Origin of the sequence: Stutzerimonas balearica DSM 6083, from assembly GCF_000818015.1 — a bacterium.
Classification (GTDB): Bacteria; Pseudomonadota; Gammaproteobacteria; order Pseudomonadales; family Pseudomonadaceae; genus Stutzerimonas; species Stutzerimonas balearica.
On record NZ_CP007511.1, the window covers coordinates 3,192,503 to 3,213,195 of the forward strand.

Genomic DNA, 20,693 nt, shown 5'->3' on the forward strand with positions numbered 1-20,693 from the left:
GATGCAGGATGTTTGGCAATATAGCACCGTTCATAACAGCGCCTGCAAGGTCATCGAAGAACAGACCTTGTGGGGGCAGACGGTGTGCCGTGTCTGGTTGCCGAACCAGGACGCGGTAGTGCGCGTGCCCCGCTCCGCCTTGCGGCCGCTGAGTGCCGACCTGCAGCCGGAGATTGAAGCCGGGCGCATAGCCTATGTGGCAGCCGCAGCCAAGGTGGCCGAGGTGCTCGAAGGCTCCACCAGCGCCACCGAGGGCCATGTGCTGCTGGCTCCCATGGAGTCCAACGTCATTCCGCTGCCGCACCAGATCCACGCCTTGTCCCGGGCCATCTCCGGCGACCGCGTGCGCTACCTGCTGGCCGATGAGGTGGGTCTCGGCAAGACCATCGAGGCCGGTCTGGTCATGCGCGAGCTAAAACTGCGCGGGCTGGTTCGGCGAATCCTGGTCGTCTCTCCCAAAGGTATCGCCACCCAGTGGGTGGCGGAAATGCAGACCCATTTCAACGAGCAGTTCCAGCTCGTGCTGGGCGACGACATCGGCACATTGCAACGCCTGGCTCCAGGGGCGGATCACCGGAGCTCAGCCTGGTCGATGTTTGATCAGGTCATCGTCTCCCTGGATTCGGTCAAACCCATGGACAAGCGGCGCGGCTGGACTGCTGAGCGCGTTGCCGAATACAACCGCAGCCGGTTCGAGGATTTGATTACCGCCGGTTGGGATCTGGTGGTGGTGGACGAAGCGCACCGTCTGGGCGGCAGCACTGATCAGGTCGCCCGCTACAAGCTCGGCAAGGGGTTGGCGGAGGCCGCGCCCTATGTGCTGCTCCTTTCCGCGACTCCCCACCAGGGGAAGACCGATGCCTTCCATCGCCTGATGAACCTGCTGGATGACGACGCTTTTCCGGACATGGACAGCGTCTCCCGCGAGCGGGTGGCCCCGTATGTTATTCGTACCGAGAAGCGCAAGGCCATCGATGCCGACGGCAAGCCGCTCTTCAAACCCCGGCGCACGCAGATGGCCCCGGTGGCCTGGGAGAGCCGTCATCACCTTCAGCAGCTCCTTTATGAAGCGGTGACCGACTATGTGCGCGAGGGCTACAACCAGGCCCTGCGCGAGAAGAAGCGCCATATCGGCTTCCTGATGATCCTGATGCAGCGCCTGGTGGTTTCCAGCACCCGGGCGATCCGCACTACGCTGGAACGGCGGCTCGCGGCGCTAAAGGAAGGCGAACAGCAAGCCAGCCTGCGCCTGGCGGAGCTGGAAAACGGCGCGGATGGTTCGGAAAACTTCGACGAGCTGTACGACATGGACGGCCAGGAGCTGCTCGATGAGCTGCTGAAATCCCATGTCTCGGCTCTTCAGAGCGAAGGCAGCCATGTGGAGACCCTGCTGGATGCGGCGGTTCGCTGCGAACAGGCTGGACCGGACGCCAAGGCCGAGGCGTTGATCGAGTGGGTCTACGAACTGCAGGCCGAGGAAAACGAGCCGGACCTGAAGGTGTTGATCTTCACCGAGTTCGTGCCGACCCAGCAGATGCTGAAGGAGTTTCTGGAAGCTCGGGGCATATCGGTCGTCACCCTGAACGGCTCCATGGATATGGAGGAACGCAAGCAGGCCCAGGACGCCTTCCGCAAATCGCACCGCGTGCTGGTTTCCACCGATGCGGGTGGTGAGGGCCTGAACCTGCAGTTCGCCCATGTCATCATCAACTACGACATCCCCTGGAACCCAATGCGGCTGGAACAGCGAATCGGCCGTGTGGACCGTATCGGCCAGCCCAAGAAAGTGCGGGCAATCAATTTCGTGTTCGAGGATTCGGTCGAGTTCCGGGTCCGCGAAGTGCTGGAGCAGAAGCTCTCGGTGATCTTCGACGAGTTCGGCATCGACAAGACCGGCGACGTACTTGACTCCGCCCAGGCCGGTGAGATGTTCGAGGATGTGTTCGCCTCGGCCATTCTCAATCCTGACGGCATCGAAACCTCCGTCGATCACACGGTGGCCCGGCTTCGTGATGAGATTCAGCAGGTGCGCGAGGCCTCCGCCATCTATGGCATTTCAGAAGAACCGGATGTGCAGGCGGCTGAGCGTCTGCGTTCCCATCCGCTGCCCCATTGGGTGGAGCGGATGACGGTGGGCTATCTCAATTCTCACGGCGGCGCGGCCAGCCGCAAGCGCTCCTGGTGGGAACTGAATTGGCCGGACGGCCAGGAACATCGCAAGGCCGTGTTCAACGCCCGGGAAGCGGACCGCCTGGCCGATGCAACCTTGCTCAATCTTGAAAACAGCCGTGTCCGTGGACTGGCCTTGAACCTTCCGCAAATCGCGGCAGGTCAGCCATTGCCTTGCGCAACTGTGAGCGGACTGCCAGCCAGCATCTCCGGACTCTGGGGGCTCTTTGAGATCCGCCTTCAGGCCGGAATGCACCAGAAGACACAACTCCTGCGCATCCCCATGGTGCGGCGGGGCTATGTCAGCGTGTTCTTGAGCGAGGAAGGCAAACTGTTTCTGCCCACGGCCCGGCATATCTGGGATGCGCTACAGACAGCGGAAGCCGAAGTGCAAGCCACCCTCGGGCAGGATGAATCCATCACCGCGCATGAGCGTTTGCAGATTGCTGCCGAACAGGCCGGACAGGAGCTGTTCGACGCCCTGCAGCAAGCGCACCTCGCTTCGGTGAACCGGGAAGAGGAACGTGGCATGGTCGCCTTTACCTCACGGCGGAAGGCCATCGAGCGGGTGGGGCTGCCCGAAGTGCGCCAGTACCGTCTGGCTCGCTGTGATGCCGAGGAAACTGAGTGGCGGCATGAATTGCAATCAGCGCGGCAGATCGTACCGGAAATCCGGTCGTTGCTGATGCTGCGGATCATCAAGGGAAGCGCTCAATGAGTAGTTGGAGAGACGCCATCCTGAACGATTTTGTACCCAACGTCAGCAAGCTGACCCTGGTCGCGGACCCGGATTGTCTGCTGACCGAGGAGAAGCTGGCATTGGAGCTTCGCGGGCGCGGGTTCGACCTGATCGAGTTCAGTGACCCGGTCGAATTCAGATACGCCTATGAGTCAAAGTACCGTTCGATCTGGGACCGGGGTGAGCACACCGATCTGGTGGTAGTCCTCCGCTTGCAGGATGCGGAGCTGGAATCCTTGCCTTACGACCTACTCCAGGCGGGCCGCAAGCTTTCATTCAACTTGGGGGATCTCTTTCCCAACCTGAGCTATCCGGTCATTGAAAAGCTCGACAGGAGCTTGCTGGATTCGCTTTTTGAGGCCCAGCGCAAGTCGCCGCCGGATCGCATGGGCGACAACGCCACCAAGGATTTCATTCTCCGTCATGTGTTCGGCATTGCAGCGGAACTAATTGGGGGCGAGGTGGAGCTGCTTCGCGCATTGCTGCGCCTGCACTATGGGAAGCTACAGATCCCGCTGATGCTGGCTGAGCGGCTTATCCAGGTTCTCAAAGGGCATGATGGATTCAAGGCTTGGCCGCTCTCTGAAATCGTTCCGGACGATGAGGCGTTCTTCGCCTTTTTGCAGGAACGCTGGCCGCTATTTCTTTCCAGGCTCGGCAGCGCTCATCAGGTACGGGAGGATTCGCCGGAATACGGCCTCAAGTATCCCGGCCCTGATCGCCTGCCGTTCGACCATCAGGACATCAAGGTCTACATCGACAACCTGTTCCTGGAGGGGAAACTCACCCCTGTCGAGGCCAAAGGCATTGAAGTGGATGCCGGGTCCTGGGTTCGTAGCGGCATCGCCACGTCCGGCGTGGACGATGACGATCTACGGATCTCTCGCTTGTTTGGCCTTGTCGAGAAGGAGCTGCCCACTGCGGAAGCGCGTTACTCTGATTGGACCGCTTTCGCGCTGAAATGGGCCGAGCTCTCTTCGCTGGTTCATTGTGGCAACAGCACCGAGCATCAGACCCGACTCAAGGAAATCGGCGATGCACTGAACACGACCTTTGCCGGTTGGCTGGCGGACCACTACTCCAGTCTGATCAACTTACCGCCGACCAATCCGGCCATGCTCCACCATGTGCCGCGCCGCCTGGCTCGGGACATCGAGGACTCCGGTAGCAGCCGGGCCGCGCTGATCGTGGTTGATGGTCTGGCCCTGGACCAGTGGGTGACCATTCGCCAGCTACTGCAAAAGCAGGATGCCAATCTGGTCATGCGCGAATCCGCGACCTTCGCCTGGATTCCGACGCTGACCTCGGTATCGCGGCAATCGATCTTCTCGGGCAAGCCGCCGCTCTATTTCCCGTCATCCATCAACTCGACCAACAGCGAAGAGAAACTCTGGAAGCAGTTCTGGGAAGGCCATGGCCTGTCTCGGCTGGATGTCGCCTACCAGCGCGGCCTTGGCGACGGCGATGCTGCGGGCGTCCTCGACTCCGCAATCCATCCCGGAAAGACCAAGGTGGTTGGGCTGGTCGTGGACAAGGTGGACAAGATCATGCACGGCATGCAACTCGGCTCGGCCGGGATGCACAACCAGATCAAGCAGTGGTGCCATGCAGGGTTTCTTTCCGCGATGGTCGGCCAACTGCTGGATTACGGCTATGAGGTCTGGCTGACGGCCGATCACGGCAACATTCAATGCGAAGGCAAAGGCCGCCCATCTGAGGGTGTGATTGCCGAGACTCGCGGCGAGCGGGTTCGTGTCTATCCCACGCCGGAACTCCGCGCTCAGGTGGCCGGGGCCTTCCCGTTTGCCCACGAGTGGCAGCCGGTCGGGTTGCCCGCAGATTATTTCCCTCTGGTAGCCGGTGGCCGCGACGCATTCGTGAATCCGGGAGATGCCATCGTAGGTCACGGCGGTGTAGCCATCGAAGAAGTCATCGTGCCCCTTGTGAAGTTTGAAAGGAGAACACGGTGATGGGCAAAAGACATGAAGCCATTGGCATCAAGCAGGCGATCCGTTTCGAGTGGATGCAGAAGGCAGCCAATCTGCTGCTGGCAGGCCTCGACGCCAAAACCATCCGCCAGGAGCTGCATGAGTTCCTCGTGGACAGAAAAGGCAACGGCTCAGAGCGCGAACGAAGCGATCAGACCCGGACCTTCGTGGTCAACAACTTGATGAAGATCTGGGTCTCTCCTGACCCCGAGTTGATCCCGTTCCGGGATGCCTCGCTGGCGCTTCTGCGGGAAAACCCGGCCATGGCTCTGGCGGTCCACTGGGGGATGATCTCGGCGGTGTATCCGTTCTGGTTCAATGTGGCCCGCCAGACCGGCCGTTTGCTGGCCTTGCAGGATCAGGTGACCCAGACCCAGATCATCAACCGCCTGAAGGAACAGTACGGCGACCGGCAAACCGTCAGCCGCTATGCCCGGTTCGTCATCCGCTCCTTTGTCGCCTGGGGAGCCCTGAAGGATTCCGAGACCAAAGGCTGCTATGAGAAAGCCGCTCCGGTGAGCATTGCCGAGCCAAACCTGGCCATCCTGATGTTTGAATCCGCACTCCTGGCCACACCGGAGGCCAAGGGCGCATTGGGTCTGCTCCTGAACAACCCGGCATTCTTCCCATTCCAGCTCCCCGTGATGACCGGTGACTTTGTATCCCAACGCAGCGAGCGTATCGACGTGGTTCGCTATGGACTGGACGATGAGCTGTTGAAGTTGAAGGATCAGCAAAATTGTACATACAGTAAAAACTACTGCCGAGCAGATTAAACAGCCGGGTTCTTTCGAACCCAGTGAGGGGGTCCATGCATCAGCAGACGCAGCCAGCACCAAGAGAGCATCATTTCTACGTTGCGATTGCCAAGTTCCTTTTTCACCATCCGGAGCACGGCGTTGTATCAGTGCAGGACCCGATCAAGGTCAAGGACGCAGAGCGGTAGGGGCTCAGCCCCCTCATACTCTATGGATTGACCGTTGCCGGGTTGCCCATTCGGTGGATGACCTTTACCCCAGCCGATCAGCCCAGGGCCTTCCGGGATGTTCTTTTGGATGCGTGGCGTAACGCCAAGGGCTTGCGTGGCCGACCGGACATTCTGCGGATCAATCGCCACCTCGCGACGGCCAGCCCTGAACTGGTAGGGGAAATGGCAAGAATCGGAGTCCAGGTCGAGGTCGCTGATGCCAAGGAGAAATCCCTTCCAGCGTCTCTGCGCTCGGCCCAGGACTCCAGCCGGTGTCTGCTGAGGAAGCACGACGGAAAAGACCGATCTCTTACCGGGTCCATCCAGGCCCTTTGCCGGGACGCTCAGAATGACCACGATTTTCGTATCAGGGATGGTCACAGAGGCGTGAACAGCCGCGAGGTCGTGGTCAGAATCCAGCAGTGGCTGGCCTTACCGGCGCAAGTACCGGTGCCAACAATGACAGGTGGGCTCGACTGGGAACCCGGTCCATGGATGTCGTCCTGGGAGACCTCTCTGCCGCCCGATCAGCCCCGTTATTTCAACCTCGACGGGTTCGATGGCAGGACTTGGCTGGTGACAGGTGAGAAGGCACCGGACGGCATCGTTGAGGATGATGATTTCTGGGCCGACAGTGACTATGACAACGCAGCCGAAATCGCCAAGAACCTCGTGGCGTGCTGGCCCAATTCGCCTGCAGACGTTGCCAAGTGTGCAGGGATCACCCTGCGGGAACTTCAATGGTTCACCTCGGGAAAGGCTCCCCTGGGCCGACATGCACGCTTTGACCTGGAAGACTTGCTCGGCATCGAATACGACGAACGCATGGGTAGTTATGTAGGGGCCGGGCCTTATGTGCTGGTGGCCCACAAACCCCAGGCCATCAAGGAGGTCTACGAAGCCATGTCCAAAGGCGGAGACGCACGTCCCTGTGAGATTGTCCCTCGCCAGGGAGCCGCAGACCCAAGCTGGCGATACGTGTTGATCAATACGTATGGAGAGCCCCCGAGCATTGTGATGGCACCTCGCGGAGCAAATATCACGGAGCGTCTTCCGGACTTGCTTATGAATTATGACGGCATCAGGACTGTCGCTCCGGAGTTCTACCGGGATGTCGTTTCTACCTGCGCCCGGGCCTTCCGCGAACCTGCCGTCAACATCCGGGAGATGAAAGACTTCGTAAAACGCTACGAAACGCACTGGGCAGATTGCGCCTGGCAGCCGGAGTGATCTACAGATACTTCTTGAACGTCGCCGCCGCAATGCATACCGCCACGCCGAGCAGCACGGCGCTGGGCAGCAGGATCAGCAACGGGTTCACGCTGACCGGCAGTGCCAGGTAAGTCACCCACGGCAGCACGGCCAATGGGATCAGGCTGGCCCTGGCGCGGTGATAGATGAACCCCGATTCGCGTCCCGCGCCGAAGCGGCGGATGTCCCGGCGTACCAGGCCGTCGACCAATCCGACGAAGGCGGCCATCAGGAACAGCGGCAGGGTCAGGCACAGCACCAGCAGCCGCACGAGGAAGACCAGCGTCGTGTAGGCCGCCGCGATCAGGTAGCTCTCCACGTTCACGTAGACCAAGCCGATGTAGTAGCGGAAGTCCTTGGTCGGGCGATGGCTGCCGGCGCTGGCCTGCGCCGCGGCGTCGCGTATCCAGTCCAGCAGGCCGCTCTTCACGAACAACCAGTCGTAGCCTTGCTCGACCAGCCGGTGCGCGGTGCGCCCCGGCTCCTGCACCAGCGCGCTGCGCGTGAAATGCGTGGAGAGCTGATCCAGCTCGTAGTGCAGCATGCCCTGCGCGTGGCGCCAGCCCTGCTCGGGCCAGAAGAAGTGCATGCCGACGCATTCGATCAGGATGCACAGCAGCAGCGCGCCGCACAGCACGCCGAAGAAGCGGAACGGCAGCGTGACCAGGCCGGCGATCAGCCCCTGCTGTCGTTGCTGCTGGCGCTGGGCAGCGACGGCCGGATCGCTCATGCTTCGGCCTCTTCAGCGGCGGCCATCTGCCTGAAGTCGTCCAGCAGGTCGTCGGGCAGCGCCTTGTCCTGCAGGCCGGGGATGCCTTGGTTCTCCCACCAGTCTCCTGCCTCGACGTAGTGCTGCCGCATGTAGCCGGCCAGCTCCTGCAGATCCTTCGGCATGGCTTCGTCGGGGTCGGGTGCCGGCAGCGGCATGCGGACTTTCCAGAGGTTGCCGCCCTCGATCAGCGCGAAGCACTGCCCCTTCGGTAGCGCCACCACATGCGCGGGCTCGATCAACGGCACGCTGGTCGTGCTGATGCGGTCCTGCGTGTTGGACGTGAACGCGGTATTGCCGTGCGGGTCGGAGCTGTCGGTGGCGCCGCTCATCAGTGCCGTGGCGTACACCTCGACCTTGGGCAGTTGTCGCGTCAGCAGCTCGGCGGTGGCGGTCTCGCGCACGCGCAGCATGAACAGGTTGTTGAAGTTGCCGACCACCTGACCGGCCTTGGCACGATTGCCGATGCGCGCCTCGATGTCGCTCAAGGTCTGCGTGTAGGCCGTCACCTGCACGCCGGCACCGCCGCCCTTGTTGACCATCGGGATGAACTCGTCGCCCATGAGTTCATTGAATTCGTCGGCGTGGACGTTGATCGGAATCTTGGCGCCCGCCGCGGCGCCGGGCAGCCCGTCGTCGACGCCGAACTTGTAGATGTGGCCGGCGACCGAGACCAGATCGCTGAACATCGAGTTGCCCACCGCCGCCGCGACTTCGGCGTCGGACAGCGCATCCAGCCCCACGTAGACCACCGCGCGTTTGCGGATGACCTGCATCCAGTCGAAGATCGGTCGCGGGTCGGACAGGTCGGAATAGTTCGGTGCGAGCAGTTGCGCGATCTTGCCGGTGGTGAGCTTCTCCAGCAGCGGCAGCAGCGAAGCGACGATCTTGTCGAAGTACGTCCGGTCGTAGCGCACGGCGCTGCGCAGACCGTCGAGCACGGGGTCATAGACGCGCACTTGGGACAGGTACTGTTCGAGGGCCACCACGCGCTTCTCGCGCCCGATCATGTTGCGCGGGATGTTCTTGTCGTTCAGCTTGGCTTCGAGCTGGACGATGACCTCCCAGGCCTTCGGCTCGTTCTTGGCGAAGTAGTGCTGGGCGTACTCGATGAACAGCGCGTCGATGTTGATGACGTGGCGCTGGATCAGCAGGTAGTCCGGCCGCTGTCCCAGTTCCACCAGGGCGCGCGCGATGATGTTGACGAAGCGCCAGGCGAATTCGCGGAACGCGGCGCTGTTGCCTTCGCCGGAGAGCTGCCCGGCGATGCGCGTGGCCACCTCGGAGATCCGTCCGAACCGGCCCACGGCGTTGTAGCGCGCCGAGATGTCCGGCCAGCCCAGATGGAACACGTAGAACTCGCCTTCGCGCCCGGCGCGCTTGGCCTCGACGTACATGCGCTTCAACAGGTCCGCATCGCCCTTGGGGTCGAAGACGATCACTACCTCGTGCTCGCCGCGGACCTTGCGGCGGATGTCTTGCGTGATGAACAGCTCGGCCAGCCGCGTCTTGCCCACGCGCGTGGTGCCCAGCACCAGGGAGTGGCCGACGCGCTCGCCCAGCGGCAGCGTGACGTCGACCTCGTGCGGCTCGATGCCATGCAGGCGTGGCAGTCCGCCGACCGGCGGCAGCGGTCGCGCCGGGTTGAGCGGGCTGTCCCAGGCCAGCGCGCGCGCCAGTGTCGAGACGGGAAACGGCGCGAACTCAAGCCGCTCCTCCAGCCGCCGGGCGGCCCGGTAGATCGCCGTCGGCTCGACGTAGCGGCGGAACTCCGGCCGGTAGGTCTGCATCAGCCGGTGCGTGTGCCGCTGCTCCCAGCGAAAGCCCTGGCCGACGAACAGCCGTTGCTGACTCACCGGCACGTCGCGGCTGGTCATCACGTAGCGCGGCAGGCGGCGGATGTTGCGGCGATAGCGCAGGATCGCCCAGGCATCGCGCAGGCGAATCGCGCCGAAGGTCAGGAAGGCCAGCGCCGAGCCCAGGCCGAGCAGCGGGTTCAGCGCGAGCGACCACGGTGCCACCAGGCACAGAATCGCGGCGCCGGTGCAGACCGCCACGGTATAAAGCTCCACCGCTGGCCGCAGCAAGACCTCGACCGCATGCGGTTGGGCCATTTGCGCACCTACTGCTCGACACCGGTGGACGTGATGAGCACCGGGTAGTGGCGCAGGCCCAGGCGCTGGGCCAGGTCGTCGCCGGAGGCCGGCGAGAGGGTCAGGCCGGGAGCCAGCCTGCGCAGCGCCGTCAGTGCGGCCATCGACTCCACGTTGACCACCAGGCCCACGGCCCCCAGCTCGCGCAGCGCGGCCTGCCGCTGCCGCAGCCAGGCGCGCGAACGCTCGTCGTCGCCGATCAGGAACAGTGCCGTCAGGCCCGGCGCCCGGATGACGCGGCGCTGCACCTCGCCCGGCGACAGTTGCGTCGAGCGCACCGGCAGCATGGCGGCTTCGGCGTCGGCCGCATTGCGCACGCGCGGGGCCGGCATCGGGGCCGGCGGCGTGGCCTGATCCGGCTGGGGATTCAGGGACCGGTAGTACGGCAGCGCGGAGGTGCCGCCGCGGTCTTCGACGACGATCAGGGGCGCGGAGGCGGTCTGGGCGAAGACGGTGGTCGTGGACAGCAGCCCGATGGCGGCGATGAGGACGATGTGGTTCATGGCGTGGTAGCCTGGAGGGTTGGAACGGGAACGTCGGGGTCGAGCACGCGGGTCAGGTGCCGATGCACGCTGCGCCGGTAGCGCGCCGCGGGTGCCCCGCCGGCGGGCCGGTGGTAGCGGCCGATGGCAAGCAGCCAGTCCTCGCCCGGCGTGTGCTGTTCGCGCAGGATTTCCGCAGCAATGGCGAGGTTGCGGTACGGGTCCAGCAGCTCGCAGGGCTGCGTGTAGCGATGCGTGTGGTAGCCGAGATTGACCTGGCCGAGGCCGGCGTCGATGCGATTGGCCGGCGTGTGGGCGAGCGCACGGTGCAGCCCCGCGCAGGCCGCGGCGCGGGTGGCATAGCGCTGCGGCGAGCCGGCGACGTTGAGCGTCCACGGCCAGGGGATCAGGCGCCCGCGCAGCATGGCGCCGCTCTCCTGCAAGGCCACCGCGTACAGCACCGCCGCCGGCACGTCTGCACGATGCGCCGCCAGTTGATAGGCCGGCGGCGGCACTTCCCGCGCCGGCGTTGCGAAGGTCGCGGTGCCGGTGGCGAGCAGCAGCACGGCGCAGGCGCAGCGGATGGTGACGCGGGATGGCCGACGCTCCCGGCCCGTAGTGCCTATTGCCGCTGCCATTGGCCGTTCACCTCGCGCACCACGGCCGGCAGCTCGCCGGGCAGGCCGAGCGACAGCCAGCGCCCGGCATCGTGGTTGAGCGTGATGGTGCGGGCGCGCACCCTGGCCGGGTCGATGCCCGCCTGGGTGGCCCACTGCCGGATGCGCGCGTCGTCCTGACGGCTGCCGACCATGTAGAGATCGAAGGCCGTGCCGGCCGCCTGCAACTGCCGCACGCGCTGCGCGCACGGTGCGCAGTCGGCCTTGACGAAGACCGCCAGGCGCCCGGAGCCGGTGTTGCCGGCACCCTGCGCCTTGGCGCCGGGCAGGCTCACGCGCGGCTGGCCGGGAAACAGGCGCTGCCACGCCGCGTCGTAGGCCCGCTGGTAGGCCAGCGTCTTGCCGACGCGCCGGGCCTCGGCCTGCACCTGCAACTCGGCGTAGCGCCTGCGCTCCTCCTCGCTGCGGGCCTCGATGCCCAGCGCCGTGAGCGGATCGAGCAGGGGCGAATAGACCCCGAGCGGCCCCTGCATCAGTTGCCGGTAACGCGCCCACTCCTCGGGCTGAAGCCCCCATTCCCGCGCCTGCCTCTCGTCGAGCGCGGCATCAGTGCCCGGCTGCACCTGGGCGGGCACCATGCGCGAGTTCGTCACCGGGGCCGGCTGGGCGGATGCGCCGAAAGCGGCGAACAGGACGACGGCAGCGAGCAACGACCGCAGGATCATGGCGACCTCCTACGGCACCGCGACGCGCTGCGTCTGGCCGTTCACCTGGAACACGCCCGCCTGCGCCTCGATGGACTGCAGTTGCCAGCCGCCCTCGGCATCGCCCTCGCGCAGCAGCCGGGCGCCCGCAAGCGAGGCCGCGGCGGTGGAGGTGATCGACAGAAAGCGCTCGCCTCCACGCAGCTCCACGCCGAGCACCCGGAACGGCGGCTCCGGCACCTTGGGCTTCGTCGCAACCGGAGCGCGCGGGCGAGCGGCAGATGCCACCTGCCGGGTCCTCTCCAGGCGGGTCTCGATTCCGTTCACGCGCGCCTGCAGCGTCTGCAGGTCGACGGCCAGGGCCCTCGTCTCGTCGGCCTCTTCGAGGCGCGCCATCCGCTCGTCCAGCGCCTGCCGCGCGGTGGCGAATTCTGCCTGGCTGATCGGCACCGGCCGGCGCTTGTCCGCATCGGCCTGTCGTTCGAGATCGGCCACGCGCAGGCCCAGCGCGTTGACCTGCGCATCCTGTGCGCTGCTCTGGGTCTGTTCGGTGAGCCGCGACAGGCCGACGCTGTTGATGAGTGCCACGGCACTGATGAGCAGCAGCCAGAAGGCCGCGGCGACCTTGAGCCAGCGCGTGCGGGAATTGCGCTCGGATGGCGCTTGGGGAAAGGTCATGGCTGCAGCTCCTCGGGCCGGTCGGCGTCCGGCACGGGCGTGGCGGTGCCGGGCGGGTTGGCGGAAAGGAAGGTGGGAGCACCGTGCCGGCTGAAGCAGACCTGGCGGGTCAAGTCATCGACCGAGAGCTCCCAGGCGGGGCCGGCAAGGGTCAGCAAGGCATCGCGCAGCATCAGCGGGCCCAGGCGCAGGTGTGCGGCAGGCAGCGGCAGCGCGTAGAGGGTGGCGGCCTCGGCCGCATCGCAGAGCCGATAGCCGGAGCGCAGCAAGACGTGGCGCATGGCATCGCCCACGCTGGCATCGAGCATGGGCGGAATCGAGACTTCCACCGCCTGCTGCAAGAGATCACGCTGCGCAGGTTCCGGTACCAGCTCGACCAGGGTGTAGCGGCCGTAGCGGGCCACCGGAACCAGCCCCTGGTCCACCACCGAAGCTATCTCGTCGGGTGGCGCTTCTAACTGATCAGGGGTGGCCGGTGTCGTCGTGCAACCGGGCAGTAGGCCGCTGAGCACGGCGAAGATGCAGAGGAAACGAGGCAGAGACGGCAGCATGTGGCACCCCACTGTGACGGGATGCCTTCACCTTTGCAGAAACGTGCTGCGCGGGATGCCGAAAATCCGAAACGCGCGGCGCCCCATTTCCCAAGGGAGGGGCACATATCAATCAGCCAGCGTGACTGGCTCGCTGCTGGGCCGGAACTGCGACGATGGATCTATAGAGGCTGGAAAGTGCTGCCGGGGCTGGCAGCTCGGTGGGAGGCAGGGCAACGCTCTTTCTCACATGGACGGAAGACAGGGGTCATCGAATCATCGCCAAGAGGCCAATTGCGACAACAACGCCAATGACACCGGAAGCGGCAACAGCCCCCCATGTTCCCAGCTTTGGTTTCAGCCAGTAATAGCTGCCAAAGGCAACCAACCCGCCGACAAGGCCAAACAGCTTGACGATGATAACGGCCAGAATGGACGGCCAAAGCCAGTCCCATGAACCAGACTTCTTCTCGGTCGTAGCTGGTGCTGGCGTAGCCGCTGGCGTCGTTGTGGACGCCGGCGCAGATGACGGTGCGTTCGGATCTTCGTAAGCCATTGTCTTCTCCTGTTGTGGTTATCGATTTCCTACGGCGTTCAATGCGCTCATCAAAATCAGCACAGCAAAGACGGCGGCGGTACACACAAGCGCGCGAACCACCCCCCATTTTTTGTGGAGTACCACTGCGCCGGCAGATGTATCCCACAACGTCGTGCCCGTTTTCGTGAGCCGCCGATACGCGAACAGTTGGGTGAAAAGTGCGACGAATGGAATGCCAAAGCCCACGCCCTGAACAAAGACCAGAAATGAGCGATTCAGCGCCTCAGAAAACGACAGCAAGTTGCCACCTGGGTGTGCGATCTTGATGCCGAACAGCCACTTTGCCGGGGTGGTCCCAAACAACGATAGCAACAAAGCCTCGGCAGGCAACCAAACCAGATACAGCACGATACTGGCGACAATTGGGTTCTCTACTGCCTTTGCGAAGCCCGCCGCCTGTACGGGCATCGCCGCGCTGAAAGCGAATATCAAGAGAAGAAACAACACAAATCCAGCCGTGCAGATGTCAACCGTGCGAGCAAACAGCCTTCTCCATGGGTGATGCTTCCCTCCAAGAAAACTCTTGCTTTGATCAACGGGTGAACTTGATTCCTGGACGTAGTTAGCGGAGACAGGCGACGGTGCGTTGGGGTCTTCGTAGGCCATTGGCTGTTCCTGTTCTTCTTATCGAATTACGATGCTGTTCTTCAATCGATTGTGGGCAGCGATTGCCTGCTGATCACCTTCAATGTACGAAAGAGTGATCAATGCCTTTTCGGCGCCCAGCGGCACGTGGTACTGGGCTACTCTCATCGTCTCTGCCGAGTTGACGGATGATGTGCGTCCATAGCGAATGATCAGGGCGGTCTGGCCTCCAATGGGTTCAACGGCAAAGCTGGGGCGTCCGACCTCCTTCATTCCATACTTCGCCATCCCCGCCCACATCGTTGGAGACTCTTCGCGCCAGACTTCCGCCAAATCTCTCAACACCTGCTGCTTATTGGCCTGAACCTCCTGCCTAACGTCTGCTTGAGTAAGTGGCGGTTCCATTGGAATGAACGACACCCGGACAAACACCCGGGAGGGTGCTGGATAGGACTGCACCGATAGCGAGGCCACATGATCAATAGCCACGCCAGTCATCTTTTCGCTGAATTCCTTGACACGCCTGCGCTGTTCGGCATCACTGATCGTCCAGTCGCCCGGCACTTCAAGCTGGACCCGCCCTTTGACGTTGAGCTTGGTGTAACCGGCTGACTGCGCGGCCACCGGCATGGCGACCGCAGCCAACAAGCAGAAGCACAGGGCGAAGAATATTGTTCTGGAATTGTTCATCATCAGTTCTCGGTGAGGAGGCTGTTCAGCAACTCCTGCTGGACAGCTTGCAGTTGGCCACGGCTCTGTGGTGAACCGGTTCCCTCATAAACGTTGATCGAGAGCGGCAGGGAGTTCAGGAGCGTTATTGCGCTGATTCCCGAAATTGGTCGGCTGCTTTCCCCAACGCTCATGTTCATCCGCATGGAAAAATAGACCGCGTTCCCGTCCCGCCCAATCGGTTCAAACTTCATGTCTGTTAGGGCGACGTCGCTATTCTCGAACGACGCTTTCAGCCGTCGATTGAGCTCGGCGGAATTCACCCGGGGAGTCGACTTGGAAAGGCCGGAAAGGAACGCCTCTCGCGGCATCTCGATTCGCTGGAAATTCCCCTTCGGGCCGATAAGTTGGATTTGCAGCCAGTGATCCAGCATGTCCCTGCGGCCCGCTCGGTAGTCCTCCAGTTCGGAGCAACGGACTGCTGCGTGCACGAGGCGCGAACCTTCTGCGAGGGAACGCTTAGCCAAGTCCATGAGCTCGACTTCGCGCGCCGACTTACCCGGCGTGCAATAGCCACTTGGATTGGAGAACAGGACCTGCTGACCAAGCACGTTCACCGACTCCGCAGCCGCGCGTTGCTGGATAACTGTCTCCAGGGCAGCCTGCCGATTCTGCGTGACTGGCGCGACAGTTGGCGGTGGATAGGAGGGGGCCGCGGTGACGGGGGCTTGAGCAACTGGTGCCGTCGCCGAGCGGGTGGGCTCGTTCTTGGTCGAGTTGACGAAGACAATGAGCAGAAGCCCGATGCCCAAGCCGATACCGACCATCCATTTACCGGTGGCCGCGTCTGATGAGCCGTCGCTCTTTGATTTGGATGGCGGTGGAACAATTGAGGCAGACGGTGCTTCCTCGGCCTGTCTGGGTGGCGCTTCGGGAACCGGAGCGGGGTTGGGCGGCGGAGTTACTTGTGGCGTGGACTCGCCGGCTGGGCTGCCTTCGTCGACATCCGAAACAAGTGTCGAAAGGCCTGAGAAGCCTTTGGCGTTTCCATTTTGTTTGTCGTCAGCAGCCACGGCTCTTCATCTCCTCTTCAAAGCCGCAGCTTCGTATAGACGCCTTCGACCATACAGTCGTCTCCGTCTTCGAAGCGAAGTTGTCCGAACCCAGAAGCCGAAATTGTCAGGTAGGCTTCTTCGCCGAGCGCAAGGGAGAGACAGGTCGATGTCTTGATGTACGAATCTGTTCCGAGGACCTCGTACCAATCATCATCTTCACGACTGACCGTCACCACGTACTTACCAGCCTTCTGCTTCGACAGACCAAAAACCGCCTTCACATCGCACTTGTCCTTGCTGTCGAAGAAGATTAGCTCTCCGCCGTAGCCGGACGCCTTGAAAATGGCCTCTTCAGAGTAGGCATACACGTAGCAGTAGCGCGTCTGGATGATGATGTCTTTGCCGTCGATCTTGTAAACGTTGCTGCCCTTGCGGGTCAGGCTCACCTCATAGTTTTCAGCCAGAACTGGCCCGGCCTGAAGGGTCATCAATGCGGCAAGCGTGGCCAGCAGGGTCTTCTTCATGACCATCGCCTATTGGGTCTGGAAGCTCGACAAGCGGCTTTTCACGAGGTCGAGCTTGGCCTTATGGGCCAGTGGCCTGTTGAAAACACGATTCTGGATTTGGTCGGACACCTTGCTGATGGCGATGTACGCCATGCTCAAGCCAGACTCCCGCTCTGAGGCCTTCTTCTCGACGAAATCGTATGGGAAGTTCTCGCAGAACTTGTGGAAGCCGGAGAACTGCGCGACATCCTTCGTGAATCGGAAGCCGTCTGGGGTCAGGCGCGAGCGCCGTGGATGGTAGAGGTCAACGAAAAAGATGAACCATCCGCTTCCGTCGAATGTCACGGCCTCAAACACGTCCACTTTATCGATGGCCCCGAGGCGATGAAAAAGAATGCGCTGCCCCGACTGCGTTTCGAGTCTGGACAGATATGCCAGTTGACCGATCGGCCCGTTAACCGGGATGGGGTTCGTCTCAGTAAAGCCAAATGGGCCAGAGCCGTTCGGGTCCTTGTCGTAGGCAGGCGCAGATTCCAGCATCACCTTCATCATTGGATGAACGAGCTCCAACTGGAACTTTTCGTCATCCAGGATGCGATGGATGTGCGCAAGCGCCTCACGTAACGCCTTGTCTTCTTTGTTGCCCCCGAAGAGGTTTGATAAAAATCCCATATAAGCTGCCCCCAAAGTCGAATGGATTACGTCATTGCAGCAGTTCGCTCAGTCGGCGCAGTCCGGGCTTCTTGAAAGCCATGCGAATGAGCTGCTCCAGGATGTGCGTGTTTGCGACGTGAATGTAGGAAATGCCGACATTGGTTTTCTTGTCGTCCTTGGACCCGATGCAGAACGATCCATCAGCATTCCATATCTGCACCTGCCCCCACGTGCACCGCACCCTTTCATTGGCACCCAGGAATTTGTGCTTCACCAAGGTGATGCCATCGTCGTGAAGGAGTGCGTCGCCGAAGTACAGGTCCCGCCCATCCTTCAGCGCTTCCAGCATCTCACCCAGCAGGCGGACGCACACGGCTCGCCAAAGCTTGTCGATGAACTTGCTGTAGATGTCCTCTTTCTTTAGCTCGACAACCGCCTCAGAGCGTTTGTCTCCGAAGGCAATGGTGTAGGTCGTCCCCGTCGGCACGCCGTTGACGGAGTGGCGCACGCCACCCCAGCGAACTCGAGTGATCGAGTCCAGAGAAAAACTCTGTCCTTTCCACGAGATGCCATCGGGTGAAATGCTCAGGGTGTCCTTGAACATCACACCAATTTCAGCGCGGTAGGTTATCTCGTGCGCCCACTCGTCTCTTCGTGCTACCGCCTGCTTCCGCTCTTGGATGATATCGGCAAGCGCATCTGCATCCTGCTCAACGCGCTCAGACACTTCAGGTAGCTCGGCAAACAACTCTTGAAGCAGGCCAGTCAGCCGTTGGGACTGCGTCAACATGTCATGCGTGTTGAACAGGTCGATGGCGAGGATACGTATTTCGTAGGCCAGGTCACGGCTTGCTTCATGATCGATGCCGCGCGCTTTGGCACTCAGCTGGATAGGCTGGGCGACCTTGTCCCAATTACGTGCTACGGCATCAAGCTTGTCCACATACGGCTTGACGGCAGCTTCACCCGAGTTCGCCGAGTCACGGGCGGCTTTGATCAGCTTGTGGACGTTCTCAGCTTCCTTCTGAAGAAAGCCCTGGGTTTCCACTTCGTAGCTATCGACGAGGTCATCGATCAGTTCGGGCGCGTGATCCTCGCCGCCCAACGTAACCTCCTCCACCGTGTCCGTCATGACCTGCACAAGCGTCGTCGGTGGCAGCCTGTCGAGGGCGTCCTTGATGGCGCTGCGGTAGTACCGTTTACGTTCCGCCAGTTCGGCTTCAATTTGATCGAGTGCCCGGACCTCCGGGAAGCCAGAGGCAGCACGGTCTTCATTGATATCGCGCAGAACATCTTCAGGATCGATCTCATCCACGAGGTAAGCAACCTCCTGAATGAAACTTGCCAGGTCATCCGCATCGTGTTCGCCATCCACCGCCTCGAAGGCAGCGGCAAGCAAATTCAAGTGCGCAAGCGTGGGCAGGCCAGCCCCGCCCCGGGCCACAAAAGGATCATAGAGCAGACCTTCAACGAGCAGGGATGCCTTTCGTGGAGAAACGCCGGGAAGCCATGCGATCTCTGCACTCAACCTAGTGCGTGGATTCGTTAGATCAGAGCGTGCCTTCTGGCAGACATCGTGGTCCAGCTCCAAAGACTTCTCTTCAGCCAATTCAACGATTCGCCTGCGGTCGTCGCGGGTGGTCACACCGAGAATCGCGAAGGGCGTCTGATGGAGTGCGGTTGTTTTCAGTGTGCGTCGAGCACTGACGCGCGGCACAGAAGCGCTTCTCGCCGGTTGCCCGGTGGGCGGGGCTGTCGGGCGCGAAGACGCAGCTGTTGGCATGGGCATCGCAGATGCGCCTGATGTCGGTTGAGCACCGAGCATCGCCATAAGCTGCGGGTCCTTCAAGGCTTCTTGAGCCTGTGCCAATGCATCAGATGGCACGGAAAACTTCAAATGATTGCGAAGCTCGTGGCTGTAATGTGCCAGCTGCGTTTTCGAAGAGAGGTGATCAGTAAGCACGAGTGACAAAGCCAGCTCGCTGTTTAATCGAGGAGTGGTTCCGCATGCACCGCAGGCGAGCAATGCGCCTGACTTCTCTGAACCACATTTAAAACAAATTGCCATGCCCATGACTGTGCCCGTCCGCTAATTACGTAGTCTTGCCAACTGCTGAGACAGACAGCGGTTGTACGCGGCCGGACCATTGACATACTTGTCTGTTGAGCAGGCGGCCTCGATTGAATTTCTCTCTGTAGTTGAAAGTCTTGATAGATCTGGTCGCCCACCCTGTCGTTCCAACGCTACGAGTTGATTGTTGAGGCATCTGTTGTAAGCCGCTGGTCCGTTGACGTACTTATCCGTTGAGCACGCAGCTTCAATCGATTGCCTCTCAGGGGATGAGAGTCGGGACAAATCAGGACGCCTAGCTCCCTGACCGGACATTGCTGCGAGTTGATTTGCCAGGCACTCGTTATAAGCAGCAGGTCCGTTGACGTACTTGTCTGTGGAGCATGCCGCCTCAATGGATTGCTGCTCGGCCGAGGACAGGACGCTTAAATTCGGTCGTCTTACACCCGCGGCCAAAGCTGCCTTCTGCCTTTCAACACATGCACGATAAGCAGCCGGCCCATTCACATATTTGTCAGTCGAGCATGCCGCTTCTAGCGATGCAGATTCTGCAGCTGATAACTGCACAGATGTGGTGGTTGGACGGCTCTCTGGCTGTGGTCGTGACGAGCGGGTAGGAGCTTGCTGAAGCTGGAGAAGCAACGCTTGATCTGCGACACCCGTGGCGGCTAACCCCCTGTCTTGCTGAAAAGCGATGATGGCAGCACGAGTGCCCCTTCCCATCAGCCCATCGGCGGGGCCGGCACTGTAGCCAAGTTCATTAAGCTTCCGTTGAATAGCTTGTACAGTCGCATCCGGAGCAGGACGCGCGGGCGCTGGTGCTGGTGCTGGTGCTGGTGCCGACAGGGAGCCAGTGGATGGACCGCGAGCGAATCGGCTCCTTCCTTCTGCCTGAAGTTGGCCCCGATACGGCTCAACGTCACGGCGTGCCCTCTCCAAAGCACCGCTTCTATAGCGGAAACGGCCACAGCGACTGTTGTAGTCAGCCACCATGGCATTGAACCGATCGACATCGGAGTCGCTGTAGTTGTTGAGAGCGGCCTTCGCGCCCTCCATGCGGATGTCTTCGGCCAGGCAATACCGAATCTGAGCCGTTGAAAACACCAAGTCCTGACCAACTGGCGGCTTTGATTCTTGTGGCCCGGAGGGGGCTTGCGGTGGAGCAGGCGGCGAATAGCTCGGCGCTGCACTCTGCGCGGGCGGTGAGTAGGCGGGAGCGGGAGCCGGAGACGGAGACGGAGTGTTCTTGTTGGACTGGCCAATGAGCAAAAGCAGGCCAACGACGGCAGCTATGCCCAGTATCCATTTGCCCCCAGACGAGCCAGAAGACGGTTGCGGAGGCTCTTGATACGCCTGACGCTGAGTCGGCTGCTGCGGTCGAGGAGCTTCCGAGTCTGGGCGTTCGGTGGATTTCGTCGAGCCGGCCGATTCCGTCTTAGGCGCAGGGGGCGGCGGTGTCGTGTCCACGTCGGACACGAGCGATGAAAGGCCGGCGAAACCCTTGCCTT

The 20,693-nt window shown here is 61.9% G+C and carries 19 protein-coding genes; 4 read left to right on the top strand and 15 right to left on the bottom strand.

Annotated elements, in window-relative coordinates:
- Nucleotide 1 precedes the first annotated feature (1 nt).
- The 4 genes from CL52_RS14675 (at nt 2) to CL52_RS14690 (ending at nt 7,093) form a co-directional block, all read left to right on the top strand.
- Nucleotides 2-2,887: a DEAD/DEAH box helicase gene (locus CL52_RS14675; protein ID WP_038057936.1), complete on the top strand. Its 2,886-nt coding sequence runs from the start codon at nt 2-4 to the stop codon at nt 2,885-2,887.
- The gene (gene pglZ, locus CL52_RS14680; RefSeq protein WP_018076232.1) at nt 2,884-4,878 is read left to right on the top strand and encodes a BREX-3 system phosphatase PglZ; all 1,995 of its coding nucleotides are present in this window, start codon (nt 2,884-2,886) and stop codon (nt 4,876-4,878) included. Before CL52_RS14675 ends, pglZ begins: the two co-directional genes overlap by 4 nt.
- On the top strand, nt 4,878-5,672 hold the full coding sequence (locus CL52_RS14685; protein ID WP_018076231.1) for a hypothetical protein: 795 nt from the start codon (nt 4,878-4,880) through the stop codon (nt 5,670-5,672). Before pglZ ends, CL52_RS14685 begins: the two co-directional genes overlap by 1 nt.
- 275 nt (nt 5,673-5,947) lie before the next feature.
- Nucleotides 5,948-7,093, top strand: a complete 1,146-nt coding sequence (locus tag CL52_RS14690) for a hypothetical protein (RefSeq protein ID WP_234410128.1) — start codon at nt 5,948-5,950, stop codon at nt 7,091-7,093.
- Nucleotide 7,094: 1 nt separating this feature from the next.
- Here the strand turns inward: CL52_RS14690 and CL52_RS14695 are convergent, their stop codons facing one another.
- From CL52_RS14695 to CL52_RS21710, 15 genes are all read right to left on the bottom strand, one after another.
- Entirely contained in the window at nt 7,095-7,844 is a 750-nt protein-coding gene (locus tag CL52_RS14695; RefSeq protein ID WP_019751248.1) for a TIGR03747 family integrating conjugative element membrane protein, read from the bottom strand.
- Entirely contained in the window at nt 7,841-9,997 is a 2,157-nt protein-coding gene (traD, locus tag CL52_RS14700; RefSeq protein WP_019751249.1) for a type IV conjugative transfer system coupling protein TraD, read from the bottom strand. Before traD ends, CL52_RS14695 begins: the two co-directional genes overlap by 4 nt.
- Before the next feature lie 8 nt (nt 9,998-10,005).
- Nucleotides 10,006-10,539 (bottom strand): integrating conjugative element protein, encoded by a 534-nt coding sequence (locus CL52_RS14705; RefSeq protein WP_019751250.1) that lies wholly within the window; start codon nt 10,537-10,539, stop codon nt 10,006-10,008.
- Entirely contained in the window at nt 10,536-11,156 is a 621-nt protein-coding gene (locus tag CL52_RS14710; RefSeq protein ID WP_019751251.1) for a lysozyme family protein, read from the bottom strand. Before CL52_RS14710 ends, CL52_RS14705 begins: the two co-directional genes overlap by 4 nt.
- The gene (locus tag CL52_RS14715) at nt 11,141-11,860 is read right to left on the bottom strand and encodes a TIGR03759 family integrating conjugative element protein (RefSeq protein WP_019751252.1); all 720 of its coding nucleotides are present in this window, start codon (nt 11,858-11,860) and stop codon (nt 11,141-11,143) included. The genes CL52_RS14710 and CL52_RS14715 overlap by 16 nt, the downstream gene beginning before the upstream one ends.
- A gap of 9 nt (nt 11,861-11,869) precedes the next feature.
- Complete coding sequence (locus tag CL52_RS14720; protein ID WP_019751253.1) at nt 11,870-12,517, bottom strand: hypothetical protein; 648 nt, start codon at nt 12,515-12,517, stop codon at nt 11,870-11,872.
- Nucleotides 12,514-13,068 carry a PFGI-1 class ICE element type IV pilus protein PilL2 gene (pilL2, locus tag CL52_RS14725; RefSeq protein ID WP_019751254.1) on the bottom strand — a complete coding sequence of 185 codons (555 nt, stop codon included), beginning with the start codon at nt 13,066-13,068 and terminating at the stop codon, nt 12,514-12,516. Before pilL2 ends, CL52_RS14720 begins: the two co-directional genes overlap by 4 nt.
- Before the next feature lie 247 nt (nt 13,069-13,315).
- A complete protein-coding gene (locus CL52_RS21360) occupies nt 13,316-13,603 on the bottom strand; it encodes a hypothetical protein (RefSeq protein WP_019751255.1) in 288 nt (95 codons plus the stop codon).
- Nucleotides 13,604-13,621: 18 nt separating this feature from the next.
- Nucleotides 13,622-14,251 carry an RDD family protein gene (locus CL52_RS14730; RefSeq protein ID WP_019751256.1) on the bottom strand — a complete coding sequence of 210 codons (630 nt, stop codon included), beginning with the start codon at nt 14,249-14,251 and terminating at the stop codon, nt 13,622-13,624.
- 18 nt (nt 14,252-14,269) lie between these two features.
- Nucleotides 14,270-14,923 carry a hypothetical protein gene (locus tag CL52_RS14735; RefSeq protein ID WP_019751257.1) on the bottom strand — a complete coding sequence of 218 codons (654 nt, stop codon included), beginning with the start codon at nt 14,921-14,923 and terminating at the stop codon, nt 14,270-14,272.
- Nucleotides 14,923-15,972 (bottom strand): hypothetical protein, encoded by a 1,050-nt coding sequence (locus tag CL52_RS14740; RefSeq protein ID WP_125896072.1) that lies wholly within the window; start codon nt 15,970-15,972, stop codon nt 14,923-14,925. The genes CL52_RS14735 and CL52_RS14740 overlap by 1 nt, the downstream gene beginning before the upstream one ends.
- 17 nt (nt 15,973-15,989) lie before the next feature.
- Nucleotides 15,990-16,478 (bottom strand): hypothetical protein, encoded by a 489-nt coding sequence (locus CL52_RS14745; protein ID WP_019751259.1) that lies wholly within the window; start codon nt 16,476-16,478, stop codon nt 15,990-15,992.
- A gap of 9 nt (nt 16,479-16,487) precedes the next feature.
- A complete protein-coding gene (locus CL52_RS20365) occupies nt 16,488-17,132 on the bottom strand; it encodes a hypothetical protein (RefSeq protein WP_019751260.1) in 645 nt (214 codons plus the stop codon).
- A gap of 31 nt (nt 17,133-17,163) precedes the next feature.
- Nucleotides 17,164-19,188, bottom strand: a complete 2,025-nt coding sequence (locus CL52_RS14755) for a hypothetical protein (protein WP_050543045.1) — start codon at nt 19,186-19,188, stop codon at nt 17,164-17,166.
- 15 nt (nt 19,189-19,203) lie between these two features.
- Nucleotides 19,204-20,241 (bottom strand): peptidoglycan-binding domain-containing protein, encoded by a 1,038-nt coding sequence (locus CL52_RS21710; protein WP_071580107.1) that lies wholly within the window; start codon nt 20,239-20,241, stop codon nt 19,204-19,206.
- Between the last annotated feature and the right edge of the window lie 452 nt (nt 20,242-20,693).

What these genes read in the sequence shown, in the direction of transcription:
- CL52_RS14710 (WP_019751251.1), bottom strand. Translation starts at nt 11,156, where the DNA reads ATGGCAGCGGCAATAGGCACTACGGGCCGGGAGCGTCGGCCATCCCGC.
- CL52_RS20365 (WP_019751260.1), bottom strand. Translation starts at nt 17,132, where the DNA reads ATGGGATTTTTATCAAACCTCTTCGGGGGCAACAAAGAAGACAAGGCG.
- CL52_RS14685 (WP_018076231.1), top strand. Translation starts at nt 4,878, where the DNA reads ATGGGCAAAAGACATGAAGCCATTGGCATCAAGCAGGCGATCCGTTTC.
- CL52_RS14705 (WP_019751250.1), bottom strand. Translation starts at nt 10,539, where the DNA reads ATGAACCACATCGTCCTCATCGCCGCCATCGGGCTGCTGTCCACGACC.
- CL52_RS14730 (WP_019751256.1), bottom strand. Translation starts at nt 14,251, where the DNA reads ATGGCCTACGAAGACCCCAACGCACCGTCGCCTGTCTCCGCTAACTAC.
- CL52_RS14720 (WP_019751253.1), bottom strand. Translation starts at nt 12,517, where the DNA reads ATGACCTTTCCCCAAGCGCCATCCGAGCGCAATTCCCGCACGCGCTGG.
- CL52_RS14745 (WP_019751259.1), bottom strand. Translation starts at nt 16,478, where the DNA reads ATGAAGAAGACCCTGCTGGCCACGCTTGCCGCATTGATGACCCTTCAG.
- CL52_RS21360 (WP_019751255.1), bottom strand. Translation starts at nt 13,603, where the DNA reads ATGGCTTACGAAGATCCGAACGCACCGTCATCTGCGCCGGCGTCCACA.
- CL52_RS14675 (WP_038057936.1), top strand. Translation starts at nt 2, where the DNA reads ATGCAGGATGTTTGGCAATATAGCACCGTTCATAACAGCGCCTGCAAG.
- pilL2 (WP_019751254.1), bottom strand. Translation starts at nt 13,068, where the DNA reads ATGCTGCCGTCTCTGCCTCGTTTCCTCTGCATCTTCGCCGTGCTCAGC.
- traD (WP_019751249.1), bottom strand. Translation starts at nt 9,997, where the DNA reads ATGGCCCAACCGCATGCGGTCGAGGTCTTGCTGCGGCCAGCGGTGGAG.
- CL52_RS14735 (WP_019751257.1), bottom strand. Translation starts at nt 14,923, where the DNA reads ATGATGAACAATTCCAGAACAATATTCTTCGCCCTGTGCTTCTGCTTG.
- pglZ (WP_018076232.1), top strand. Translation starts at nt 2,884, where the DNA reads ATGAGTAGTTGGAGAGACGCCATCCTGAACGATTTTGTACCCAACGTC.
- CL52_RS21710 (WP_071580107.1), bottom strand. Translation starts at nt 20,241, where the DNA reads ATGGAGGGCGCGAAGGCCGCTCTCAACAACTACAGCGACTCCGATGTC.
- CL52_RS14695 (WP_019751248.1), bottom strand. Translation starts at nt 7,844, where the DNA reads ATGAGCGATCCGGCCGTCGCTGCCCAGCGCCAGCAGCAACGACAGCAG.
- CL52_RS14755 (WP_050543045.1), bottom strand. Translation starts at nt 19,188, where the DNA reads ATGGGCATGGCAATTTGTTTTAAATGTGGTTCAGAGAAGTCAGGCGCA.
- CL52_RS14715 (WP_019751252.1), bottom strand. Translation starts at nt 11,860, where the DNA reads ATGATCCTGCGGTCGTTGCTCGCTGCCGTCGTCCTGTTCGCCGCTTTC.